The organism is Luteibacter jiangsuensis (assembly GCF_030812295.1).
Lineage (GTDB): Bacteria > Pseudomonadota > Gammaproteobacteria > Xanthomonadales > Rhodanobacteraceae > Luteibacter > Luteibacter jiangsuensis_A.
Window position 1 is genome coordinate 995,155 of the sequence record NZ_JAUSSK010000001.1, and the last position, 18,307, is coordinate 1,013,461.

Consider the following 18,307-nt stretch of genomic DNA (forward strand, 5'->3'; position numbering starts at 1 on the left):
GGCCCCGCAGGGCCTTTTCTCGTTGCGGCAAGCGGGATCAGCGCTTCTTCTTGGGCCGGACGTACAGCACCAGGCTGTGGTCCTCGATGACGTAGCCGTGGCGCTCGGCGATCTCGTGCTGGAGGCGTTCGATCTCCTCGCTAATGAACTCGATCACTTTTCCGCTGTCCACGTCGATCATGTGGTCGTGATGCTTGCCGCGGTCCAGCTCGTACACCGCCTGCCCGCCCTCGAAGTTGTGCTTCATGACGATGCCGGCAGCTTCGAACTGGGTCAGGACGCGGTACACCGTGGCAAGCCCGATGTCCTCCTGGTGCGCAAGCAGGCGCTTGTAGATGTCTTCGGCCGTGAGGTGGCGTTCCTCTGCCTCTTCGAAGATCTGCAGGATCCGCATGCGCGGATGCGTGACTTTCAGGCCCGCCTTGCGGAGCTCTTTGGTTTCCTGGTCCATGTCAGACCCCTCGCGGTGCCGTAAGGCGCTTAGTGTATCATCACAGGCTTCACGATCCGGACGTTACTACGCATGCATAAGCTCATCCGCACGCTGGGTTTGGCCATGATGGCGACCGCCATCGCGGGCTGTGGCCTGCTCTATACCCCCGACGTGCAGCAGGGCAACCTGCTCGACAAGAAGAACGTCGACCAGCTGCAGCCCGGCATGACCAAGCGCCAGGTCCTCGTCCTCCTGGGCACCCCCTCGGTCATCTCGCCGTTCGACCAGGACCGCTGGGACTACGTCTCGACCTTCTCGCACCGTGGCCGTCCGATGACGACCCGCACGCTGACCCTGTCCTTCAACAACGACACGCTCGTGCGTACCGAGGGTGACTTCTTCTCCCAGGATGCCCAGCAGTTGCTGAAGGACTCGGAGAAGTACAAGGCGAACCCGACCGGCGGCGCCGACGGCGACAAGAACACGGATGGCAAGAAGGAATCCAGCGACGGCGGCTTCGGTGTCGGCGTCAACGGCTCGTCCGACGACAGCCCGGCCAGCAAGCGCCAGTAATTCCGGGTCAGGTGCCGCGCATCGCGCGGCGCCTCCTGGCTTCCATGGGGTCGAGGGTCAGCGGCCGGTAGAGTTCCACGCGGTCGCCGTCCTCCAGCACCTGCCCGGCGGGCACCTTCTTCGCGTAGATGCCTAGCCGGGACGGGTCTGGCGTCACTCCCTCGGGCAGCTCCACCCTGGCCCGTTCCACGGCCTCCCAGGCGGTCGTCCCCGACGGCATCCGCAGGGCGATCACCACCTGCCCTTCGGGCCCGGCGTAGGCGACCTCGATGGCGATCTCAGCCATACTGCCGGCGCGCCTCGTCGCAGAAGTCGTCGACCATCCGGTTGGCCAGTTGCTGGAAGCCCATCTTCAGTACCCCACCGCCCAGGCCGGCGTAGTCGAAATCCAGGGCGAGCGCGATCTTGCAGCCGGCGTCGCCCAGGGCCTGGAAGGTAAAGACACCATCGAGCGAGCGGAAGGGCCCCTCCACGAATTTCATGGACAGGCGTTCCGGCCGTTCCATGGTGTTTCGGGTGGTGAAATGCTGCTTCATGCCGGCGAACTTGAGATCCAGCCGGGCCACCAGCACATCGTCGTCCCGCTCCACCACCGTGGCGGCGTCACACCAGCCGAAGCGCTTTGGGTATGCTTCCACATCGTTGACCAGGTCGAACATCTGCGCGGGCGTGAACGGCACGATCGCACTGCGGCGGATTTCAATCACGTGAAGACCTCGTCTTATTCACCGGCTCATGGACCCGCCGGACTTGTATCAGGGATCCGATAGACCGATTTTAGCGGACATGGCAAAAGCGAAACCGAAGGACACGGAAAAGGAAGGCCGCGGCACGATCGCGCTGAACAAGCGCGCGCGTCACGAATATCACATCGACCAGCGCTTCGAAGCCGGGATGGAGCTGCAGGGCTGGGAACTGAAGTCCCTGCGTGCCGGCCGGATCAACTTCGGCGAAGGCTGCTACGCGATCATCCAGCACGGCGAGGTCTTCCTCGTCGGCGCCCAGATCCCGCCGCTGATCAGCGCCTCCACCCACGTGGTGGCGAACGACCGGCGCACGCGCAAGCTGCTGCTCCACCGCGAGGAGATCGACCGCCTGATCGGCGCCGTCGAGCGCAAGGGCTACACCCTGGTCCCCACCGCGATGTACTGGAAGAACAACAAGGTGAAGTGCGAGATCGGCCTGGCCAAGGGCAAGCAGGAGCACGACAAGCGCAACACCGACAAGGAACGCGAATGGGCGATCGACAAGCAGCGCGTGATGCGCTCGCACAACAAGATGGGCTGACCTGAACAGCCGGGCGGCGCCCATTGTGGGTGCCCCTCCCCGCCCATATACTGCTGGGTGTAGTCACATTACGTTTTCCCCGGGGGTGTACTGGTTTCGACGGGGGTAGTGCGATCTACTGGTGCATGCCGAGGGGGCAGCTTTCCTCGTTAAACCAGCCGCAAAACATATAGTTGCCAATGACAACTACTACGGTGACAACTCGGTGGCTCTCGCCGCCTAAGCTGTCCGGCCCCTAAAAAAGGCCAAACCCCCGAACCGATCTTGTGCTCATGCTCGTCGGTGTAGGGTCACTATCATGAGACCGCCGAAAGACCCTCCGTCTGTGGGTCTGACGCTAGATCAATCAGATATGTCCGCCGGTGCGCTTAGCACGCCGTGCTGTCGGCGGACGAGACTTAACGGTGAGCTAAGCATGTAGATCTGGAGATTAAACGCCTTCGGACGCGGGTTCGACTCCCGCCACCTCCACCACTTCGGCAGCGGATCAGCAGTAACTTGCTGATCCGTTTTGCTTTGCGGGTGACGGAGACCTCTGATCAGTCCTTTCAAAGGTACTGCCGGAGGTACTGGTATGCCCAAAGCGTTCCTGCAAACCCGATAAGCCGCTGACCGAGGTTGACGCGCAGGACATGGATCTGTTTTTTGGACGCCATCGCGACACTGCCGCCTAACGCCACGAAGAGGTGGCCTACCTTGGCGTCCTCGAAAGAAGGGCTGTCGCCATATCGCCTGAATCAAGCCGCGTTGCGAAGCTACGTCGGCTTGAACGAATTGTCAGGCAGCACTCCGACGGGCTTCGCTCAAATGCAGCAGCGGAAATGGCAACCCTTGGGAATCCGTCGATGAGCGACCAGTGACGACGAAGCCATTGGATAGATAAAAAGCTACTGCGCGCGGATTTTGCTCATTTACATCCACTTGCAGTTCACCTTTCAATACCCTCGCATGCTCAAGCATGGCCTTTCCTCCGCCTCGCCGAAAGCTGGTTGGAGAAATAAACAATGCCTCAAGCTTGTTGTTGTCCAGCCCCATAAAACCCATAGGTGCCGATGCCTCATCACACAACACCCACACTTCAAGGCCCGGCAAGGCTTGATCGCGAACCATGGGTAGAAGCGTCTGGATATCTTGCTCCGATAGGAAGTCATGTGACGCGCGAACGGATTGCTCCCAGATGCCAAGGAGAGCTTGATGATCTTCTGGCTGTGCTTTTCGAATCTTCATGTGTGCTGCCTGATGCGCATTAGGAAGTAGCAGTCTTCCTTTGATTCTGCGAACGGTACTTCCCATGCGGGTCACGATCCGCCGGGGTGATCTTGCACAGGAAACCGGGGCCCACAGTATCCCGAAGTTCGATAGCCCTGTCTTGAGGCTGTGCCGCATCGACTGCGGACTTGGTGAGCCTGATTTAAACCTGCTGTAGCTATCCGGAAACGTCTTTTGGCGAGTTGCGCGAATCCGCCGGTGGATTTAAGCCACCGCCGTGGGTGGACCGCATGCGGCGACCGCCGCCATATGCTGATCGTCGACCCGATCCGAGATATCAATGGGTCACCCTCAGCGACATTTAATCAGGAAAACTTGCAAGTTTTCCTGATTGATCGTACCGTTGTATCCATGACTCCTCCCGTCGGCCCTTCCGCTTCCCTAGAAACCGCCGTTGCAGAGCTTTCTCTAGCAGTCGGCCAACTCCTGCGACGTCTGCGCGCCGAAACCAACCCGGAAGGACTGACCTGGTCGCAGACCATGGCGCTGGCCAGGCTTGAAAAAGCCGGGCCAGCGACGACCGCCGACCTCGCACGGGCGGAGGCGGTAAAGCCGCAGTCCATGGGCGCCACACTCACCGAACTGGAGCGCGAGGGCCTGGTCGAGCGTCGCCCGCATCCGACCGATGGTCGGCAGGTCCTGTTCGTCCTGACGCGGGAAGGTGTTCAGGCGCGGCGCAAACGCAGCGCCGCCAAGCAGAAATGGCTGTTGGACGCGATATCCAGGCTCGATGCCGACGAACGGAAAACGCTTATGTCCGCGGTCGAGCTAATCAAGCGTCTTGGCGAATCCGAATAGACCACCGCCTTATCGAAGACTGCTCCCGAAATAACATCGGCGCGCGGTCGGCTGCGCCGGCTCTATGAAAGGAAACCACCGTGGCAGTGACTACCCTCGATCCGAACGTTGCGCTCATCGTCATCGACCTTCAGAAAGGCATCGTCGCACTCCCAACCGCCCATCCGGTGAACGGCGTTGTGGAGCGCGCCGCTGCGCTGGCTGACACCTTTCGCGCACGAGACTTGCCGGTCGTGCTGGTCAATGTTGCCGGTGCCGCGCCAGGTCGTACCGAGCAACCTCGCCGTCTGCGCGACCTCCCCGCCGATTGGACCGAAATCGTTCCTGAATTGAAGCGACAGCCGCAGGACCATGTGGTGACGAAGCATACGCCAGGCGCCTTCACCGACACCGGACTTCAAGCCCATTTGAAATCGTCGGGGGTGACGCAGGTGGTGATCGTTGGCGTGGCCACGAGCAACGGCGTGGAAGTCACGGCGCGCCAGGCCTATGAACTCGGCTTCAACGTCACCCTCGCGACGGACGCCATGACCGACATGCAGGAAGACGCCCATGCCTGGAGCACGACGCGCGTTTTCCCTCGGATCGGCGAGACAGGTACGACGCAGGAAATCATCGATCTGCTGGAACGGGGCGTATAACCGTGAGCTGGGCTCATGACATCTCTTATTTTTTTGGTGGCATGTTTCTCGCCAATGCCTTCCCGCACTTCGTCAGCGGCATGATGGGACGCGCTTTTCAGACTCCTTTCGCCAAACCACCAGGTCAAGGACTTTCCTCTTCGACCGTCAATGTTCTTTGGGGGTTCGCGAACTTCGTCTTCGCATACATGCTGATCGCTCGCGTGGGAACTGTCGATCTTCACGCTATGGACCAGGCCATCTCGGCCGGTATGGGAGTCCTGTTGATGGCCTTATTTTCCGCGCGTAGTTTCGGGCGTTTCCATGGCGGAAATTCACCAACGAATCGCTGACATGTCTTCTTCTAAGACCACGCTGCCGGGCACAAGGCCCACTCACGCATGGGGGACAGTTGGTCCCGGAACACCGCCAGTGGCAGACGGCCAATAACATGCAGCTTCTCGACTGACCTTCATCTGCCCGTCAGAGCACCCCCTCCTCGACAGCCTGATAGATCGTTCTGACGGAAGGCTGGAACCCCAGGCTACGGGCGAAACTCCCGTCCACATGAAGATGCCAGGGATTCACGAGCGGCTCGGGAGATGGTGCCATGGATGCGCCGGCAAGCGTGACCAATTCATAGACCGACGTCGGGGCTTCGTCTGTGATGTTCACGATATGGCCGTCCATCACACCGGCCAAAGCCATCTTCACCGCCGTTGCAACGTCACGATGATGGACGGTGCTCATCCTCTGGGCGGGATGCCACTTGCCTACGACGTGCTTGGGAAAGTCTTCCAGGTGCCCGTCGCGATCGCCGTAGACGAATGGGAGCCGCAGAATCGACCAGTTGATCCCGCTGTTGCGCAGTTCGTTCTCTGCCGCCACTTTACTGGCCGGATACGCATGCTTTGGCTCGACGTCATCGTCTTCGCGGCCGGGACGAGGACTGTTCGTATCGTACACGTGGGCGGTACTCGCCATGATGAAGCGCGCACCCATTGCATGTGCCATTGTTGCCGCGATCAGGTTACGCGTGCCTTCCAGGTTGACCTTCCAGATCAGGTCTTCGTCGGGCGTTCGGAACACCGCCGCCAGGTGCACGACGGCCGATATACCTTCCAGCGCAGCCGCAAGGGACGCCGGGTCCAGGATATCGCCCTCGATGGCAGTTACGCCGGCTGGGAGCGTCCTGCCGGAGCGCACCAGCGCCCGGCATCGCACACCCGAATCCACCAGACGCCCTAGCAGACGTGAGCCGACGAGCCCGGTTCCCCCCGTCACAAGAACCGTCATGGATTCACTCCCTTCCCGGCCGCTTCTGGAAACTTCCGCCCTTCGCCGGCGGGATAGACCGTGCCGGTCAGCCGCTCCGATTCATCCCAGAGCCTGGCAGCGCTAGCCGTATCGAGGGCCTGCGGAGGGATCAGGGCCGGGACCGGATAGCCACGCGTCTCGCTCAGCTTGTCCGGACCGTAGTACGCACCCGCTCGCGCTTGCGGCGAAGTCGCGGCGAAGAGCGTCGGCAATGCTCCCTGATCTGCGGGTTGGAACAAAAACCACAAGTAACGGCGGACGATACCCGGCGCACTCCAGGTTCCGGCGCCATTGGGCAAGAGATCGGTGCGCGAAATACCGGGATGCGCGGCGATGCTCTGGATACCCCAGCCTGCGGTATCACTGCGGCGTTGTAGTTCAAGGGCGAACATCAGACAGGCGAGCTTCGATTGACCATAAGCTGGCATCGGTTTGTAGCTGCGCCGAGCTTGCAGATCATCGAAGTTGATCGCGGCGCTTCGAGCTGCAACGCTCGAAAGAGTGACCACGCGCGGCTTGTCGCCCTTTCGCAGCAGCGGCAGAAGCTGGCCGGTCAAGGCGAAGTGGCCCAGGTAGTTGGTGCCGAACTGCAACTCGAACCCGTCGGTAGTGGCCAGGCGCTTCGGTGGCGTCATCACCGCCGCGTTGTTGATGAGCAGATCCAGGCTGTCGCGCGATCGCCGCAGGTTCCCCGCGAACGACTTGATGGAGTCGAGGCTGGCGAGATCCAGCAACTCGAAAGCCACATTCGCGCCAGGCACGCTTTGGCGAATCCGATCGACTGCCGCGGTGCCCTTCAACGGATTTCGACCTGCAATGATGACGTCGGCCCCTGCCCGGGCCAATGCCAATGCGTCCTGGAACCCAAGACCGCCAGTACCGGTGACTACCGCCGCACGGCCGCGTTGGGAAGGGATGTCGGAAACGGTCCAAGCGGCCATTGACCTTGCCTTGGTTGGGGATGAGAACGTAAGATGAGTGCAACTAATTTAGCACTGAGTGCAATTTTTACTGCACTTGATGCAGCTTTGCAATAGGCCATCCGGATGTCAGGAAATTCGTCTCCCGTGGGCGCAGCGGCCACAGAAGGTTTGCGGGAGCGCAAGCGCCGCGAAACGCGTCAGCGTATCGCCGAGGTCGGACAGCGCTTGTTCCTTGCCAATGGCTACGAAAATACGACGCTGGACGCCATCGCCACGGAAGCGGGCATCTCGCGCCGCACTTTTTTCTCGTATTTCAAATCCAAGGACGACGTCATCCTGTTCTGGCAACAGGCCGGAGCTTCGAGTCTGTATGCCGAGTTACTCAAGACATCACCCGACGTATCGCCGCTCGATGCGGTTCGCGATGTGATGGTGAAGCATATCGAGCGCTATACCACCGAACAGATGATCGCCGTCGACAACCTCATGCGGTCAAGCGAAGCGCTGCGTGCCCGCAAGCAGACGCATTATGCGGAACAGGAGCAAGCGCTCTTCGAGACGTTGTGCGAGGTGTGGCGGCAACCCGAGCGCCGCACGTCGCTTCGAATGGTCGCCATGGTCTCCGTCGGGGCGATGAGATTGGCGCTTCAAGCATGGAGAGACCAGACTGGCCAACGAAAGCCGGTGGCCAAGTTCTTAAGGGATGCCTTCGACGGTTTACGTATGGAACTCTGATTGCATCGAGGGCCACTCGTCCCTGACAGTAGCCCCGCCCCATGTGCCCCACCGGGCTCGGCTATGAACTCATCTGTCCCAATAAAACGCCTCGGTGGTCTCACGACGGCCGAGCAAGAACGCATCGGCCACCAGCCGCAGCGGCGCCGTATCCACATCGGAACGGCGCGAACGGATCAGCGAGGCGAAACGCGAATACATCCCCGCATATTCCCGGTCTTCCCCGCCCACGTCCTGTCCAGGCAGGCTGAGCACGGCGCCACCTTTAGCTAGCATCAACCGACCTTGATCGGTCTCGACCACGATGTCCCAACTTTGCGGACCGGTCTGGCGCCAGTCGAGATCCATCGACATCGGGACATCGTCCCCGTCGATGAACCGCAGGTCGGCCGCGATGGGCGCCGCGCGGTTGGCGGGAATCGACAAGGTCGCGGACCGAAGGATGAACGTCCGGGGAAGTATGTGCGTGGCGATCGACAAGGCGTTGATACCCGGATCGAAGACGCCCAGCCCGCCGGCTTCCCATATCCACTCTTGCCCCGGGTGCCACACGCGAACATCTTCCCGCCAACGGATGGAGACTTTCTCGATCCGCCGCTCGGCGAGCCAGGCGCGCGCCGGCTCCACGCCAGCGGCATACCGGGAGTGCCAGCCCGCGAACAAGGTCAGGTCGCCAGCATCCGCCCGCTGTGAGAGTGCCGCGACTTCGGCCAATGTCGCGCCCGGCGGCTTCTCGAGGAAGACATGGATGTTGTTCTTCAGGGCCTTCCTGGCCAGCGTATAGCGAATCTGCGGCGGCGTGCAGAGGACGACCGCATCCACGGCGACGCCACCCTGGAACAACGCATCGAGGCTGTCGAAGCAAGGTACGTCTTCAAGGCCCGACACCACGGGATCGACCACTGCCGCCAGCTGGAAGTCATCGTCGTTTGCGATCGCGGGGAGGTGCTGGTCGCGGGCGATCTTGCCCAGGCCGATCACCGCGACGCGGATAGGGGCCACCGTCAAAGTGCCTTGACCGTGACGGCCTGCGCGGGTGCCTGCGCGAGTGCGTTACGCAGCGGCAAGGCGAACGGCGCGGCTTCTATCTCGAACACGTCGCCAAGCTGGGTAGCCACGCCATCGGAGAACGACAACGTGGCCGTACCGAAGAAATGCACGTGGATATCGCCCGGCTGCCGGAACAGCTCGTACTTGAAATGATGCGCCTCGAGATTCGCGAAGCTATGCGACATGTTCTCTTGCCCGGAGAGGAATGGCTTTTCCCACACGACCGCACCGTTCCGATGGATGCGGCTCTTGCCTTCGATTTCAGCAGGAAGTGGCCCGACGAGCAATTCGGCACCCAGGGCCGCCTGGCGCAATTTCGAGTGCGCGAGCCATAGGTAGTTATGCCGTTCCGTGATGTGGTCACTGAACTCGTTCGCGAGGCAAACGCCGAGACGAAACGGCGTGCCATCGTCACCGATGAGGTAGATGCCCGCGAGTTCGGGCTCCTCTCCACCATCCTTTGCGAACGCGGGCGACGTGAGCGGTGCGCCCGGCCCGACCAGGCCGTGGCCGTTGCCCTTATAGAACCATTCCGGCTGGCTGCCGACCGCCCCTTCCGCGGGTTTGCCGCCCGCGACACCTTCGAGGAAGATCCGCATCGAATCCGTCTGCTTCTCGGCGGCGGCCGCCTCACGGTGCATCTTGTCCCGCCCTTCCGCGGAACCCAGGTGGGTGAGCCCCGTGCCAGTCATGAACAGATGCGCCGGGTCCGGGTGATCGACCGGAGCGAGCAAGCGGCCCGCGGCCAATTCCTCGACGATATCCACCGGCGCCCCGGCACCGCATGCGGCGATCGCGCCCGCGAGGTCGGTGCCCATCGCGATGGCCTTGCCCGCGAGTGCCCGAACGCTGTCGACGCCGGGCACGAAGGCGGCGGTGTCGCCCCGCGCGGCGATCACCGACCGTACGCCGTCCGCGGCACGATGTTGCAGGAGACGCAAAGTCATGAAGTCTCTCTCTTCTCGGTAGACGGGAAATCAGGCGGCCGGGATACCGTTGACGAGCCGCGGCAAGCCTGCGTCGTCGCGCAACACGGCGGGCAACAAGGCAGGCGGGAAGTTCTGATACGACACGGGGCGCAGGAACCGATCGATGGCGAGGCTGCCGACCGATGTCGAACGCCCATCGGACGTCGCGGGGAACGGTCCACCGTGCACCATGGCGTGGGTGACTTCGACACCGGTCGGCCAACCGTTGACGACGATGCGTCCGCACTTCCGCTCCAGTAGCGGGACCAGCCGGGCCGCCAATGCGGTATCGCCATCGTCCATCTGCAGCGTCATCGTCAGCTGCCCCTCGCATGCCGCGACGACTGCGCGAAGTTCGGCTTCGTCGGCACAGCGAACCAACAGGGACGACGCACCGAAGACTTCGTGCGCGAGCGCCTTGTCAGCCAGGAACGCCTTGCCGCTGGTGGAGAAGAACGCCGCGCGCCCGGCGCTCGCGCTTTCGGCGGCAGGCCCCTGCGCCAAGGCCGTCACCTCGCCGTGTTTCCGGAGCGCCTCGACCGAGGCCTCGTAGGCATGGTGGATCGCAGGGGTCAACATGGTTTGCGGGCTCGCCTCGGATACCACGCGGCTGGCGGCGGAGACGAAGGCGTCGAGGCCGTCCCCTTCGATCGCCAGGAGCAAGCCGGGATTGGTACAGAACTGTCCGGCGCCCATCGTCAGCGAACCGACGAAGGTGGCGCCGATGGCTTCCCCGCGTGCACGCAGCGCCCCCGGCAATAGCAGGACCGGATTGACGCTCGACATCTCCGCGAACACAGGGATGGGGATCTCTCGTGCTTGTGCCAGTTTGACGAGCGCCAGGCCGCCGGCACGCGAGCCCGTGAATCCCACCGCGGCGATCGCCGGATCGGTGACCAGGGACGCTCCCAGTTCGATCCCCGGGCCGGTGAGGTTCGCGAATACGCCGGACGGCAGGCCGCTCGCCCTCACCGCCTTGCGGATGGCGTCCGCGACCATGGCCCCCGTGGCGGGATGCGCGGGATGGCCCTTGACGACGACGGGGCACCCGGCGGCGAGCGCCGATGCCGTATCGCCACCGGCCGTGGAAAACGCCAACGGGAAATTCGACGCCCCGAACACGGCGACCGGTCCCAGGGGAATCCTGCGCAGCCGCAAATCGGCGCGCGCGGACGGTGTCTCGCCAGCCGGGACGGGGTCGACGCGCAGCCCCATCCAGTCGCCGCGCCTGAGCACGCCGGCGAACAACCTCAGCTGGCCGACCGTACGGCCGCGCTCGCCCTCGAGGCGCGCGCGGGGCAGTCCGCTTTCGCGCATGGCGGTGACGATGAGTTCGTCGCCCAGGGCAAGGATTTCCTCGCCGATGCGTTCCAGGAACGCCGCCCGGTCGCCGGTATCTGTCGTACGATAAACATCGAAGGCCGCCTCGGCGGCCGCACAGGCGGACCTGACCTCAGCCATACCGTCCGATGTGAACGCAGGGCCGAAAGGCTGCCCGGTCGCCGCCTCCACCGAGCGGAAAGTACTGTGCATCCCGCCTGTCTTCTCATCGTTCGACATGTGCTGCGCCACGATAATTACTCAGACAATTAGGTTAAGGCGGTTATGCTGGTTTTGCAATGCCAAGCGGTCGATGGTCAGGAAGGAATGAGCACGTGAGCAAGACGAAGTCGCCGGCGGTACCGATCGAACGCGAACGCCAGGCGCGCGGTACCGGTCGACGCCTGTACGGCGCCATCGCGAACAAGCTGGGTGCCGCGATCCTCTCGGGTGAATACCAGCCGGGCGACGTACTCTCCGGCGAAGTGGTTTTCTCCGAGCAGTTGGACGTTTCGCGAACGGCCTACCGCGAGGCGATCCAGGCACTGGCTGCCAAAGGCCTCGTCGAAAGCCGGCCAAAGGCCGGCACGCGTGTGTTACCCCGGAGCCGCTGGAACCTGCTCGATCCCGAGGTATTGGGTTGGGCATTCGCCGGGCAGCCCGACATTGGTTTCATTCGCAGCCTGTTCGAACTTCGCGCCATCGTGGAACCCGCCGCCGCGGCACTGGCTGCCGAGCGCCGCGACAACGCCGCCCTCGATACCATGCGTGATGCCCTGGCCCGCATGACCCGCCACACCCTCGCCACCGAGGCCGGCCGCACGGCCGACCGTGATTTCCACAGTGCGATCCTGCATGCCACCGGCAACGACGCGCTCATCGTGTTGAATGCGAGCATTTGCGCCGCCGTCAATTGGACGACGCAGTTCAAACAACGCCAGCGCACCCTGCCCCGCAATCCCATCCCGGACCATCGCCGGGTGTTCGTCGCCATCGCCGATCGCGACCCGGCTGCCGCCAGCGAGGCGATGCGCGTGCTCGTGGAACTGGCGTTGGAAGACACGCGGCAGGCGATGCAACCGTAAGCCGCATCGCTGACCGCCCTCCCTCCGCGGGACCTAGCGACCTCCGACGCGACGCTTGTTATAGACGTCGAACGCGACGGCCGCCAACAGCACCAGTCCCTTGATCAGCGACTGGTATTCGGTGCCGACGCCAAGGATCGACATACCGTTGTTGAGCAGGCCGATGATGAGGCCACCGATGATCGCGCCGGTAACCGTGCCGATACCGCCGGTCACGGCGGCGCCACCGATGAACACGGCGGCGATCGCATCGAGTTCGAAACCCGTGCCGGCGCTCGGGCTCGCCAGGTTCAACTGGGCGGTGAAAACCAGCCCGGCGAGCGCGGAGATGACCCCCATGTTCACGAACAGCAGGAAGGTGACGCGCTTGGTCTTCACGCCCGAGAGGGCCGCGGCGTTGAGGTTGCCGCCGATCGCGTAGACGTGGCGGCCAAAGACCGACCGCGCCATGATCGCCGCATACGCGACGATCAGCACACCGAGGATCACCAGCACGATGGGTGTGCCGTTGTAGCTGGCCAGCAGGAACGCCATGCAACCGATCAGGAAGACCGAGAAGACCAGCTTGAGGATGAAGTACCACAGCGGCTCGGATTCCAGCCCGTAGGTATGCCGCACCATACGTTGACGCAACGAGCCATAGAGCAACACGATGGCGGCGAACGCCCCCAGGACGAGCGTGAGCGGCTCGTACCCGCTCGTGCCGAACGCTGGGAGAAACCCGGAACCCATCCGGCGGAACGCTTCCGGGAACGGCGAAATCTGCTGGTTTTGCAGCGCGATCTGCGCAGCCCCACGAAACAGCAACATGCCCGCCAACGTGACGATGAACGCGGGGATCCTGAAATAGGCGATCCAGAAGCCCTGCCACGCCCCGACGATGCCACCGATGACCAGGCAAAGCACGATCGCCGCCGGCCAGGGAATCTGCCACTGCGTGATCATGACGCCGGCCATCGCCCCCACGAACGCCACGAGCGAACCGACCGACAGGTCGATATGGCCCGCGATGATTACCATGACCATGCCGATCGCGAGAATCAGGATGTAACTGTTCTGGATGACCAGGTTCGATACGTTGATCGGCCGAAGCGTGATGCCACCGGTCGCGAACTGGAAAAACAGCACGATCACGATCAGCGCACTGAACAGGCCGACCTGGCGAAGCTGTCCCGCCAGGTACTTCAGCGCCGTCGTCGTCGCGCTGGCCGGTGGCGTCGATTCATTGGAGGTTGTCACTGGCGCCCCGCTCCCGTTCTCTTGTCATGTGCTGCATAAGGACCTCGGCGGTCGCCTCGGATCGAGGGATATCCGCCGTGATACGTCCCTCGGCGAGGGTGTAGATACGATCGCAGACGCCCAGGAGCTCCGGGAGTTCCGACGAAATCATGATGATGCCTTTGCCCTCGTCGGCGAGCCGGTTGATGATGGCGTAGATCTCGTACTTGGCGCCCACGTCGATGCCGCGGGTCGGCTCATCGAGGATCAGCACATCCGGGTCGGCGTACATCCACTTGGACAACACGACCTTTTGCTGGTTTCCACCCGACAGTTTCCCGGTGATCGAAGACACGCCGGGCGCCTTGATCTTGAGGGACTTGAGATACTCGCCCGCCACGGTGGCTTCTTTATGCCCGTCGACGAAACCGAACAGCCCCGCGAGCTTGCCCAGGGCCGAACCCGATGTGTTGCGGGTGATGTCGTCGATGAGGTTCAACCCATAGCGTTTGCGATCTTCGGTGGCGTACGCCACGCCGTTCCTGATCGCCTTCGGCACGGTGCTCATGTCGACCTCGACCCCGCGCTTCAACACCCTGCCGCTGATCTTCACGCCATAGCTCTTCCCGAACACGCTCATCGCGAGTTCGGTTCGCCCAGCACCCATCAACCCGGCAATGCCGACGATTTCACCAGCCCGTACGTGGATGCTGGCATTGGTGACGATCTGCCGGGTGACGTCGACCGGATGAAACACATTCCAGTTCTCGACGCGCAAGAGTTCTTCGCCGATGCTCGGCGTGTGCTCCGGGTATCGGCTTTCGAGTTCGCGCCCGACCATGCCCTTGATGATCCGCTCTTCGGAGACGTGGTCCGCCTGCATGTCGAGCGTCTCGATCGTCCGGCCGTCGCGGATGATCGTCACTTCGTTGGCGATCGCCTCGATCTCGTTGAGCTTGTGGCTGATGATGATCGAGGTGATGCCCTGCGCCTGGAGCTGCTTGATCAACCCGAGCAGGTGCGCTGAATCGGCGTCGTTCAGGGCCGCCGTGGGCTCATCGAGAATGAGCAGCTTCACGCGCTTGGACAAGGCCTTCGCGATTTCCACCAACTGTTGCTGGCCGACGCCCAGGTCGGTGATCTTGGTGACCGGGTTGTTTTTCAGCCCCACCCGCTCCAGCAGCTTGGCGGCTTCCAGGTTGGTCCGGTTCCAGTCGATCCATCCGCGTGTCTGCCGCTCATTGCCGAGGAAGATGTTCTCGGCGATGGAAAGATACGGACTGAGCGCAAGCTCCTGGTGGATGATCACGACACCGGCGGCCTCGGAGTCGTTGATGCTCCTGAAATCGACCGGCTGGCCCTCGAAAACGATCTGCCCGTCGAACGTCCCAGCGGGATAGACCCCGCTGAGAACCTTCATGAGCGTCGACTTGCCGGCACCGTTCTCGCCACAGATGGCGTGGACATGGCCGCGTTTGACCCCGAGCGAAACATCCTGCAACGCCTTGACACCGGGAAACGTCTTCGTGATGCCCCGCATCTCGAGAATATGATCGGTCACGTGCCCTCCAGCGCGGCTTACTGCAGCTGCGCCGGGGTGTAATAGCCACTATCGACGAGCACTTCCTTGTAGTTCGCCTTGGTGACCACGGTCGGCTGGAACAGGTACGTCGGAACGACCACGACCTTGTTGTTGTAGGTCTTGTCGTCGTTCGTTTCCGGCTTCTTGCCGGTCAGCAGGTCGTTGGTCATCACGGCCGCCTGGTCGGCGAGCTTGCGCGTGTCCTTGTAGATCGTGGAGTACTGCTGGCCCGCGATGATCGACTTGACCGACGCCGCCTCCGCATCCTGCCCGGTGATGATGGGCAGCGGCTTGGCGGCGCCGCCATAGCCTGCGCCCTGCAGGGCGGAGACGATGCCGATCGACATGCCATCGTACGGCGAGAGCACGCCATCGACGTTGGCACCGTCCGAGTAGGACTTGGCGACCAGATTCTGCATGCGGGCCTTCGCCGTCGCCGGGTCCCACTGCAGGGTGGCCACCTGGGTGAACCCTGTCTGGCCGCTCTTGATGACGATGGAGCCGTCGTCGATGTAGGGCTTGAGCGTATCCATCGCCCCGTTGAAGAAGAACGTGGCGTTGTTGTCATCCGGGCTGCCCGCGAACAACTCGACGTTCAACGGCCCCTTCTTGTCGGTCTTCTTGCCGTTCGCATCGAGGAAGCCCAGGCCGGTGAGCAGGCTGTTGGCCTGGTCGACGCCCACCTTATAGTTGTCGAACGACACGTAATAATCGACGTTCTTGCTTCCGGTAAGCAGGCGATCGTAGGAGATCACCTTGATGCCGGCCTTGGCCGCCGCATCGAGCTGGTCGCTGAGCGAACCGCCGTCGATCGAAGCGATGACCAGCACCTTGGCACCCTTGGTGATCATGTTGCTGACCTGGAGCACCTGCTGCGGGATCTTGTTGTCGGCGTACTCGAGATCGACCTTGTACCCGAGTTTCTCCAGATCCTCCTTGACGGCGTTGCCGTCCTTGATCCAGCGCTCGGATACCTTGGTGGGCATGGCGACACCGACCAGGGCGCCCTTGTTGTCCGATGAGGAAGCGGCGGTGTCGCCGTTGCCGCGCCCGCCGGAACAGGCCGCGAGCGAGAAGGCGAAGCCGACGGCTGCGAGGCCGATATACAGGTTGCGTGCGTTCACTTGGAATACCTTTCGGTTGAGTGCTGGAAGTTGCCCGTCTTTCCGAAAACGTCTTTACCGCCGCGTCTCTCATCGACTATCTTGTCTGAGTAATAGACTATCGGCGCACAGATCGCGCGTCAACGACCGCCGCTCGACTGTACCCCTGCTGCTGAGCCGCTCCCTGCCTGCCTTCAGAGAACTCCCGCTCGCCATGACACAGACCACCTTCCCGCTTCGTTCGCGCGCCTGGTTCGACAATCTCGAAAACATCGACATGACCGCGTTGTACCTGGAGCGGTATCTCAACTTCGGCCTGTCGCTGGAAGAGCTACGCTCGGGCAAACCGATCATCGGCATCGCGCAGACGGGCAGCGATCTCTCGCCGTGCAACCGCCATCACGTCGTGCTTGCCGAACGCGTGCGCGAGGGCATTCGTGAAGCGGGTGGCATCGCGCTGGAGTTCCCGGTGCATCCGATCCAGGAAACGGGAAAGCGCCCTACCGCGGGCCTCGACCGCAACCTGGCGTACCTGTCCCTGGTCGAAGTGCTGCATGGTTATCCGATCGACGGCGTGGTGTTGACGATCGGTTGCGACAAGACCACGCCAGCCTGCCTGATGGCGGCCGCTACGGTGAACATCCCGGCCATCGCGCTTTCGGTAGGCCCCATGCTCAATGGCTGGCACAAGGGCGAGCGCACGGGCTCGGGAACGATCGTCTGGAAAGCGCGCGAGCTGTTGGCCACCGGCGCCATCGACGAAGAAGGCTTCATCAAGCTGGTTGCCTCATCCGCGCCATCGACGGGCTATTGCAACACGATGGGAACGGCGACGACGATGAACAGCCTGGCCGAAGCCCTCGGCATGCAGCTGCCGGGCGCCGCCGCGATTCCCGCGCCCTACCGCGATCGGCAGGAAGTCGCTTATTTCACCGGCAAGCGCATCGTCGGGATGGTCGCGGAAGACCTCAAACCCTCCGACATCCTCACCCGCGAAGCGTTCCTCAATGCCATCGTGGTCAACTCGGCCATCGGCGGATCGACCAACGCCCCCATCCACCTGGCAGCCATCGCCCGTCACATGGGCGTGGAGCTGACGATCGACGACTGGCAGACGCACGGCCACAAGGTACCTTTGATGGTCAACCTGCAGCCGGCGGGGGAATACCTCGGCGAGGACTTCTATCACGCCGGCGGCGTACCGGCGGTGGTCGGTGAGCTGCTGAGGCAGGGCTTGATCCACGAGGGCGCGATGACGGCAAACGGCAAGTCGATCGGTGAGAATTGCCGGGGTGCGACCATCGAGGACGAACGCGTCATCCGTCGGTTCGCCAATCCGCTGAAGGAAGATGCGGGATTCATCGTGTTGCGCGGCAACCTGTTCGACAGCGCCATCATGAAAACCAGCGTCATCAGTCCCGAGTTTCGCGAGCGCTATCTCAGCAGCCCCGACGATCCCGACGCGTTCGAAGGGCCAGCCGTCGTCTTCGACGGTCCGGAGGACTATCACCACCGCATCGACGACCCCTCGCTCGGCATCACCACCGACACGTTGCTCTTCATGCGCGGCGCGGGGCCGGTGGGCTACCCGGGTTCGGCGGAAGTGGTAAATATGCGGCCGCCGGCTTATCTCATCCGCGAAGGCGTGCACGCGCTGCCTTGCATCGGCGATGGACGCCAATCGGGCACCTCGGGCTCGCCCTCCATTCTCAACGCGAGCCCCGAGGCCGCGGTGATGGGTGGACTGGCGCTGATCCGAACCGGCGATCGTGTCCGCATCGACCTTGGCAGGGGTACCGCCAACGTGCTGATCAGCGACGAGGAATTGGCCGAGCGCCGCCGCGCGCTGGCCGAGGCGGGAGGCTACCGCTACCCGGCATCGCAAACGCCGTGGCAGGAGATCCAGCGCAGCATCGTCGGACAGATGGAAACGGGTGCCATTCTCGAAGGTGCCGAGAAGTACCAGCAGATCGCGCAGACGAAGGGGCTTCCGCGCGATAGCCATTGAAGGGCATCAAGGTATCGA

General features: G+C 62.7%; 20 protein-coding genes and 1 other RNA gene. 9 read left to right on the forward strand and 12 right to left on the reverse strand.

The genetic code is table 11. The features are described from left to right. Positions 1 to 37: 37 nt before the first annotated feature. Positions 38 to 451 carry a ferric iron uptake transcriptional regulator gene (gene fur / locus J2T07_RS04335; RefSeq protein WP_306847561.1) on the reverse strand — a complete coding sequence of 138 codons (414 nt, stop codon included), beginning with the start codon at positions 449 to 451 and terminating at the stop codon, positions 38 to 40. Positions 452 to 523: 72 nt separating this feature from the next. Between fur and J2T07_RS04340 the strand changes: the two genes are divergently transcribed. Further along, the gene (locus J2T07_RS04340; protein ID WP_306847563.1) at positions 524 to 1,006 is read left to right on the forward strand and encodes an outer membrane protein assembly factor BamE; all 483 of its coding nucleotides are present in this window, start codon (positions 524 to 526) and stop codon (positions 1,004 to 1,006) included. Positions 1,007 to 1,013: 7 nt separating this feature from the next. Here J2T07_RS04340 and J2T07_RS04345 read toward each other — a convergent pair whose 3' ends face one another. Both J2T07_RS04345 and J2T07_RS04350 read right to left on the reverse strand, forming a co-directional pair. Beyond that, complete coding sequence (locus tag J2T07_RS04345; RefSeq protein ID WP_306847565.1) at positions 1,014 to 1,292, reverse strand: RnfH family protein; 279 nt, start codon at positions 1,290 to 1,292, stop codon at positions 1,014 to 1,016. Beyond that, positions 1,285 to 1,713: a type II toxin-antitoxin system RatA family toxin gene (locus tag J2T07_RS04350; protein WP_306847566.1), complete on the reverse strand. Its 429-nt coding sequence runs from the start codon at positions 1,711 to 1,713 to the stop codon at positions 1,285 to 1,287. The genes J2T07_RS04345 and J2T07_RS04350 overlap by 8 nt, the downstream gene beginning before the upstream one ends. Before the next feature lie 79 nt (positions 1,714 to 1,792). Here J2T07_RS04350 and smpB point away from each other — a divergent pair, with 79 nt between their 5' ends. Then, a complete protein-coding gene (gene smpB, locus J2T07_RS04355; RefSeq protein ID WP_306847568.1) occupies positions 1,793 to 2,293 on the forward strand; it encodes an SsrA-binding protein SmpB in 501 nt (166 codons plus the stop codon). Between the two features lie 81 nt (positions 2,294 to 2,374). After that, positions 2,375 to 2,767: a transfer-messenger RNA gene (ssrA, locus tag J2T07_RS04360) on the forward strand. A gap of 303 nt (positions 2,768 to 3,070) precedes the next feature. Here ssrA and J2T07_RS04365 read toward each other — a convergent pair. Further along, complete coding sequence (locus tag J2T07_RS04365) at positions 3,071 to 3,520, reverse strand: acetyltransferase (RefSeq protein WP_306847570.1); 450 nt, start codon at positions 3,518 to 3,520, stop codon at positions 3,071 to 3,073. 291 nt (positions 3,521 to 3,811) lie between these two features. On the opposite strand from J2T07_RS04365, the gene J2T07_RS04370 reads away from it, so the two are divergent. The 3 genes from J2T07_RS04370 to J2T07_RS04380 all read left to right on the forward strand — a co-directional run bounded on the left by J2T07_RS04370 (position 3,812) and on the right by J2T07_RS04380 (position 5,333). Next, positions 3,812 to 4,360 carry a MarR family winged helix-turn-helix transcriptional regulator gene (locus tag J2T07_RS04370; protein WP_306847572.1) on the forward strand — a complete coding sequence of 183 codons (549 nt, stop codon included), beginning with the start codon at positions 3,812 to 3,814 and terminating at the stop codon, positions 4,358 to 4,360. An 80-nt stretch (positions 4,361 to 4,440) separates the two neighbouring features. Then, positions 4,441 to 5,001, forward strand: a complete 561-nt coding sequence (locus tag J2T07_RS04375) for an isochorismatase family protein (protein ID WP_306847574.1) — start codon at positions 4,441 to 4,443, stop codon at positions 4,999 to 5,001. A 2-nt stretch (positions 5,002 to 5,003) separates the two neighbouring features. Then, positions 5,004 to 5,333 (forward strand): hypothetical protein, encoded by a 330-nt coding sequence (locus J2T07_RS04380; protein WP_306847576.1) that lies wholly within the window; start codon positions 5,004 to 5,006, stop codon positions 5,331 to 5,333. 130 nt (positions 5,334 to 5,463) lie between these two features. Here J2T07_RS04380 and J2T07_RS04385 read toward each other — a convergent pair whose 3' ends face one another. Further along, positions 5,464 to 6,276: an NAD-dependent epimerase/dehydratase family protein gene (locus J2T07_RS04385; RefSeq protein ID WP_306847578.1), complete on the reverse strand. Its 813-nt coding sequence runs from the start codon at positions 6,274 to 6,276 to the stop codon at positions 5,464 to 5,466. Beyond that, positions 6,273 to 7,238 (reverse strand): SDR family oxidoreductase, encoded by a 966-nt coding sequence (locus J2T07_RS04390; protein WP_306847581.1) that lies wholly within the window; start codon positions 7,236 to 7,238, stop codon positions 6,273 to 6,275. The genes J2T07_RS04385 and J2T07_RS04390 overlap by 4 nt, the downstream gene beginning before the upstream one ends. 126 nt (positions 7,239 to 7,364) lie before the next feature. On the opposite strand from J2T07_RS04390, the gene J2T07_RS04395 reads away from it, so the two are divergent. Then, complete coding sequence (locus J2T07_RS04395; protein WP_306847583.1) at positions 7,365 to 7,955, forward strand: TetR/AcrR family transcriptional regulator; 591 nt, start codon at positions 7,365 to 7,367, stop codon at positions 7,953 to 7,955. Between the two features lie 69 nt (positions 7,956 to 8,024). Here the strand turns inward: J2T07_RS04395 and J2T07_RS04400 are convergent, their stop codons facing one another. From J2T07_RS04400 to J2T07_RS04410, 3 genes are read right to left on the reverse strand one after another with little or no spacing between them, the layout of a single operon-like run. Beyond that, a complete protein-coding gene (locus tag J2T07_RS04400) occupies positions 8,025 to 8,957 on the reverse strand; it encodes a Gfo/Idh/MocA family protein (RefSeq protein WP_306847585.1) in 933 nt (310 codons plus the stop codon). A 2-nt stretch (positions 8,958 to 8,959) separates the two neighbouring features. Beyond that, the gene (gene araD1, locus J2T07_RS04405) at positions 8,960 to 9,952 is read right to left on the reverse strand and encodes an AraD1 family protein (RefSeq protein ID WP_306847587.1); all 993 of its coding nucleotides are present in this window, start codon (positions 9,950 to 9,952) and stop codon (positions 8,960 to 8,962) included. A 30-nt stretch (positions 9,953 to 9,982) separates the two neighbouring features. After that, a complete protein-coding gene (locus J2T07_RS04410; RefSeq protein WP_306847590.1) occupies positions 9,983 to 11,533 on the reverse strand; it encodes an aldehyde dehydrogenase (NADP(+)) in 1,551 nt (516 codons plus the stop codon). Between the two features lie 95 nt (positions 11,534 to 11,628). Here J2T07_RS04410 and J2T07_RS04415 point away from each other — a divergent pair, with 95 nt between their 5' ends. Beyond that, complete coding sequence (locus J2T07_RS04415; protein WP_306847592.1) at positions 11,629 to 12,378, forward strand: FadR/GntR family transcriptional regulator; 750 nt, start codon at positions 11,629 to 11,631, stop codon at positions 12,376 to 12,378. A 33-nt stretch (positions 12,379 to 12,411) separates the two neighbouring features. Here the strand turns inward: J2T07_RS04415 and mmsB are convergent, their stop codons facing one another. From mmsB to chvE, 3 genes are read right to left on the reverse strand one after another with little or no spacing between them, the layout of a single operon-like run. Next, positions 12,412 to 13,617 (reverse strand): multiple monosaccharide ABC transporter permease, encoded by a 1,206-nt coding sequence (gene mmsB / locus J2T07_RS04420; RefSeq protein WP_306847594.1) that lies wholly within the window; start codon positions 13,615 to 13,617, stop codon positions 12,412 to 12,414. After that, positions 13,601 to 15,157 carry a multiple monosaccharide ABC transporter ATP-binding protein gene (mmsA, locus tag J2T07_RS04425; RefSeq protein ID WP_306847596.1) on the reverse strand — a complete coding sequence of 519 codons (1,557 nt, stop codon included), beginning with the start codon at positions 15,155 to 15,157 and terminating at the stop codon, positions 13,601 to 13,603. The genes mmsB and mmsA overlap by 17 nt, the downstream gene beginning before the upstream one ends. Before the next feature lie 17 nt (positions 15,158 to 15,174). Next, positions 15,175 to 16,302 (reverse strand): multiple monosaccharide ABC transporter substrate-binding protein, encoded by a 1,128-nt coding sequence (gene chvE / locus J2T07_RS04430; RefSeq protein ID WP_306847598.1) that lies wholly within the window; start codon positions 16,300 to 16,302, stop codon positions 15,175 to 15,177. Positions 16,303 to 16,495: 193 nt separating this feature from the next. On the opposite strand from chvE, the gene J2T07_RS04435 reads away from it, so the two are divergent. Then, positions 16,496 to 18,289, forward strand: a complete 1,794-nt coding sequence (locus J2T07_RS04435; RefSeq protein WP_306847600.1) for an IlvD/Edd family dehydratase — start codon at positions 16,496 to 16,498, stop codon at positions 18,287 to 18,289. The last annotated feature ends 18 nt before the right edge of the window (positions 18,290 to 18,307 follow it).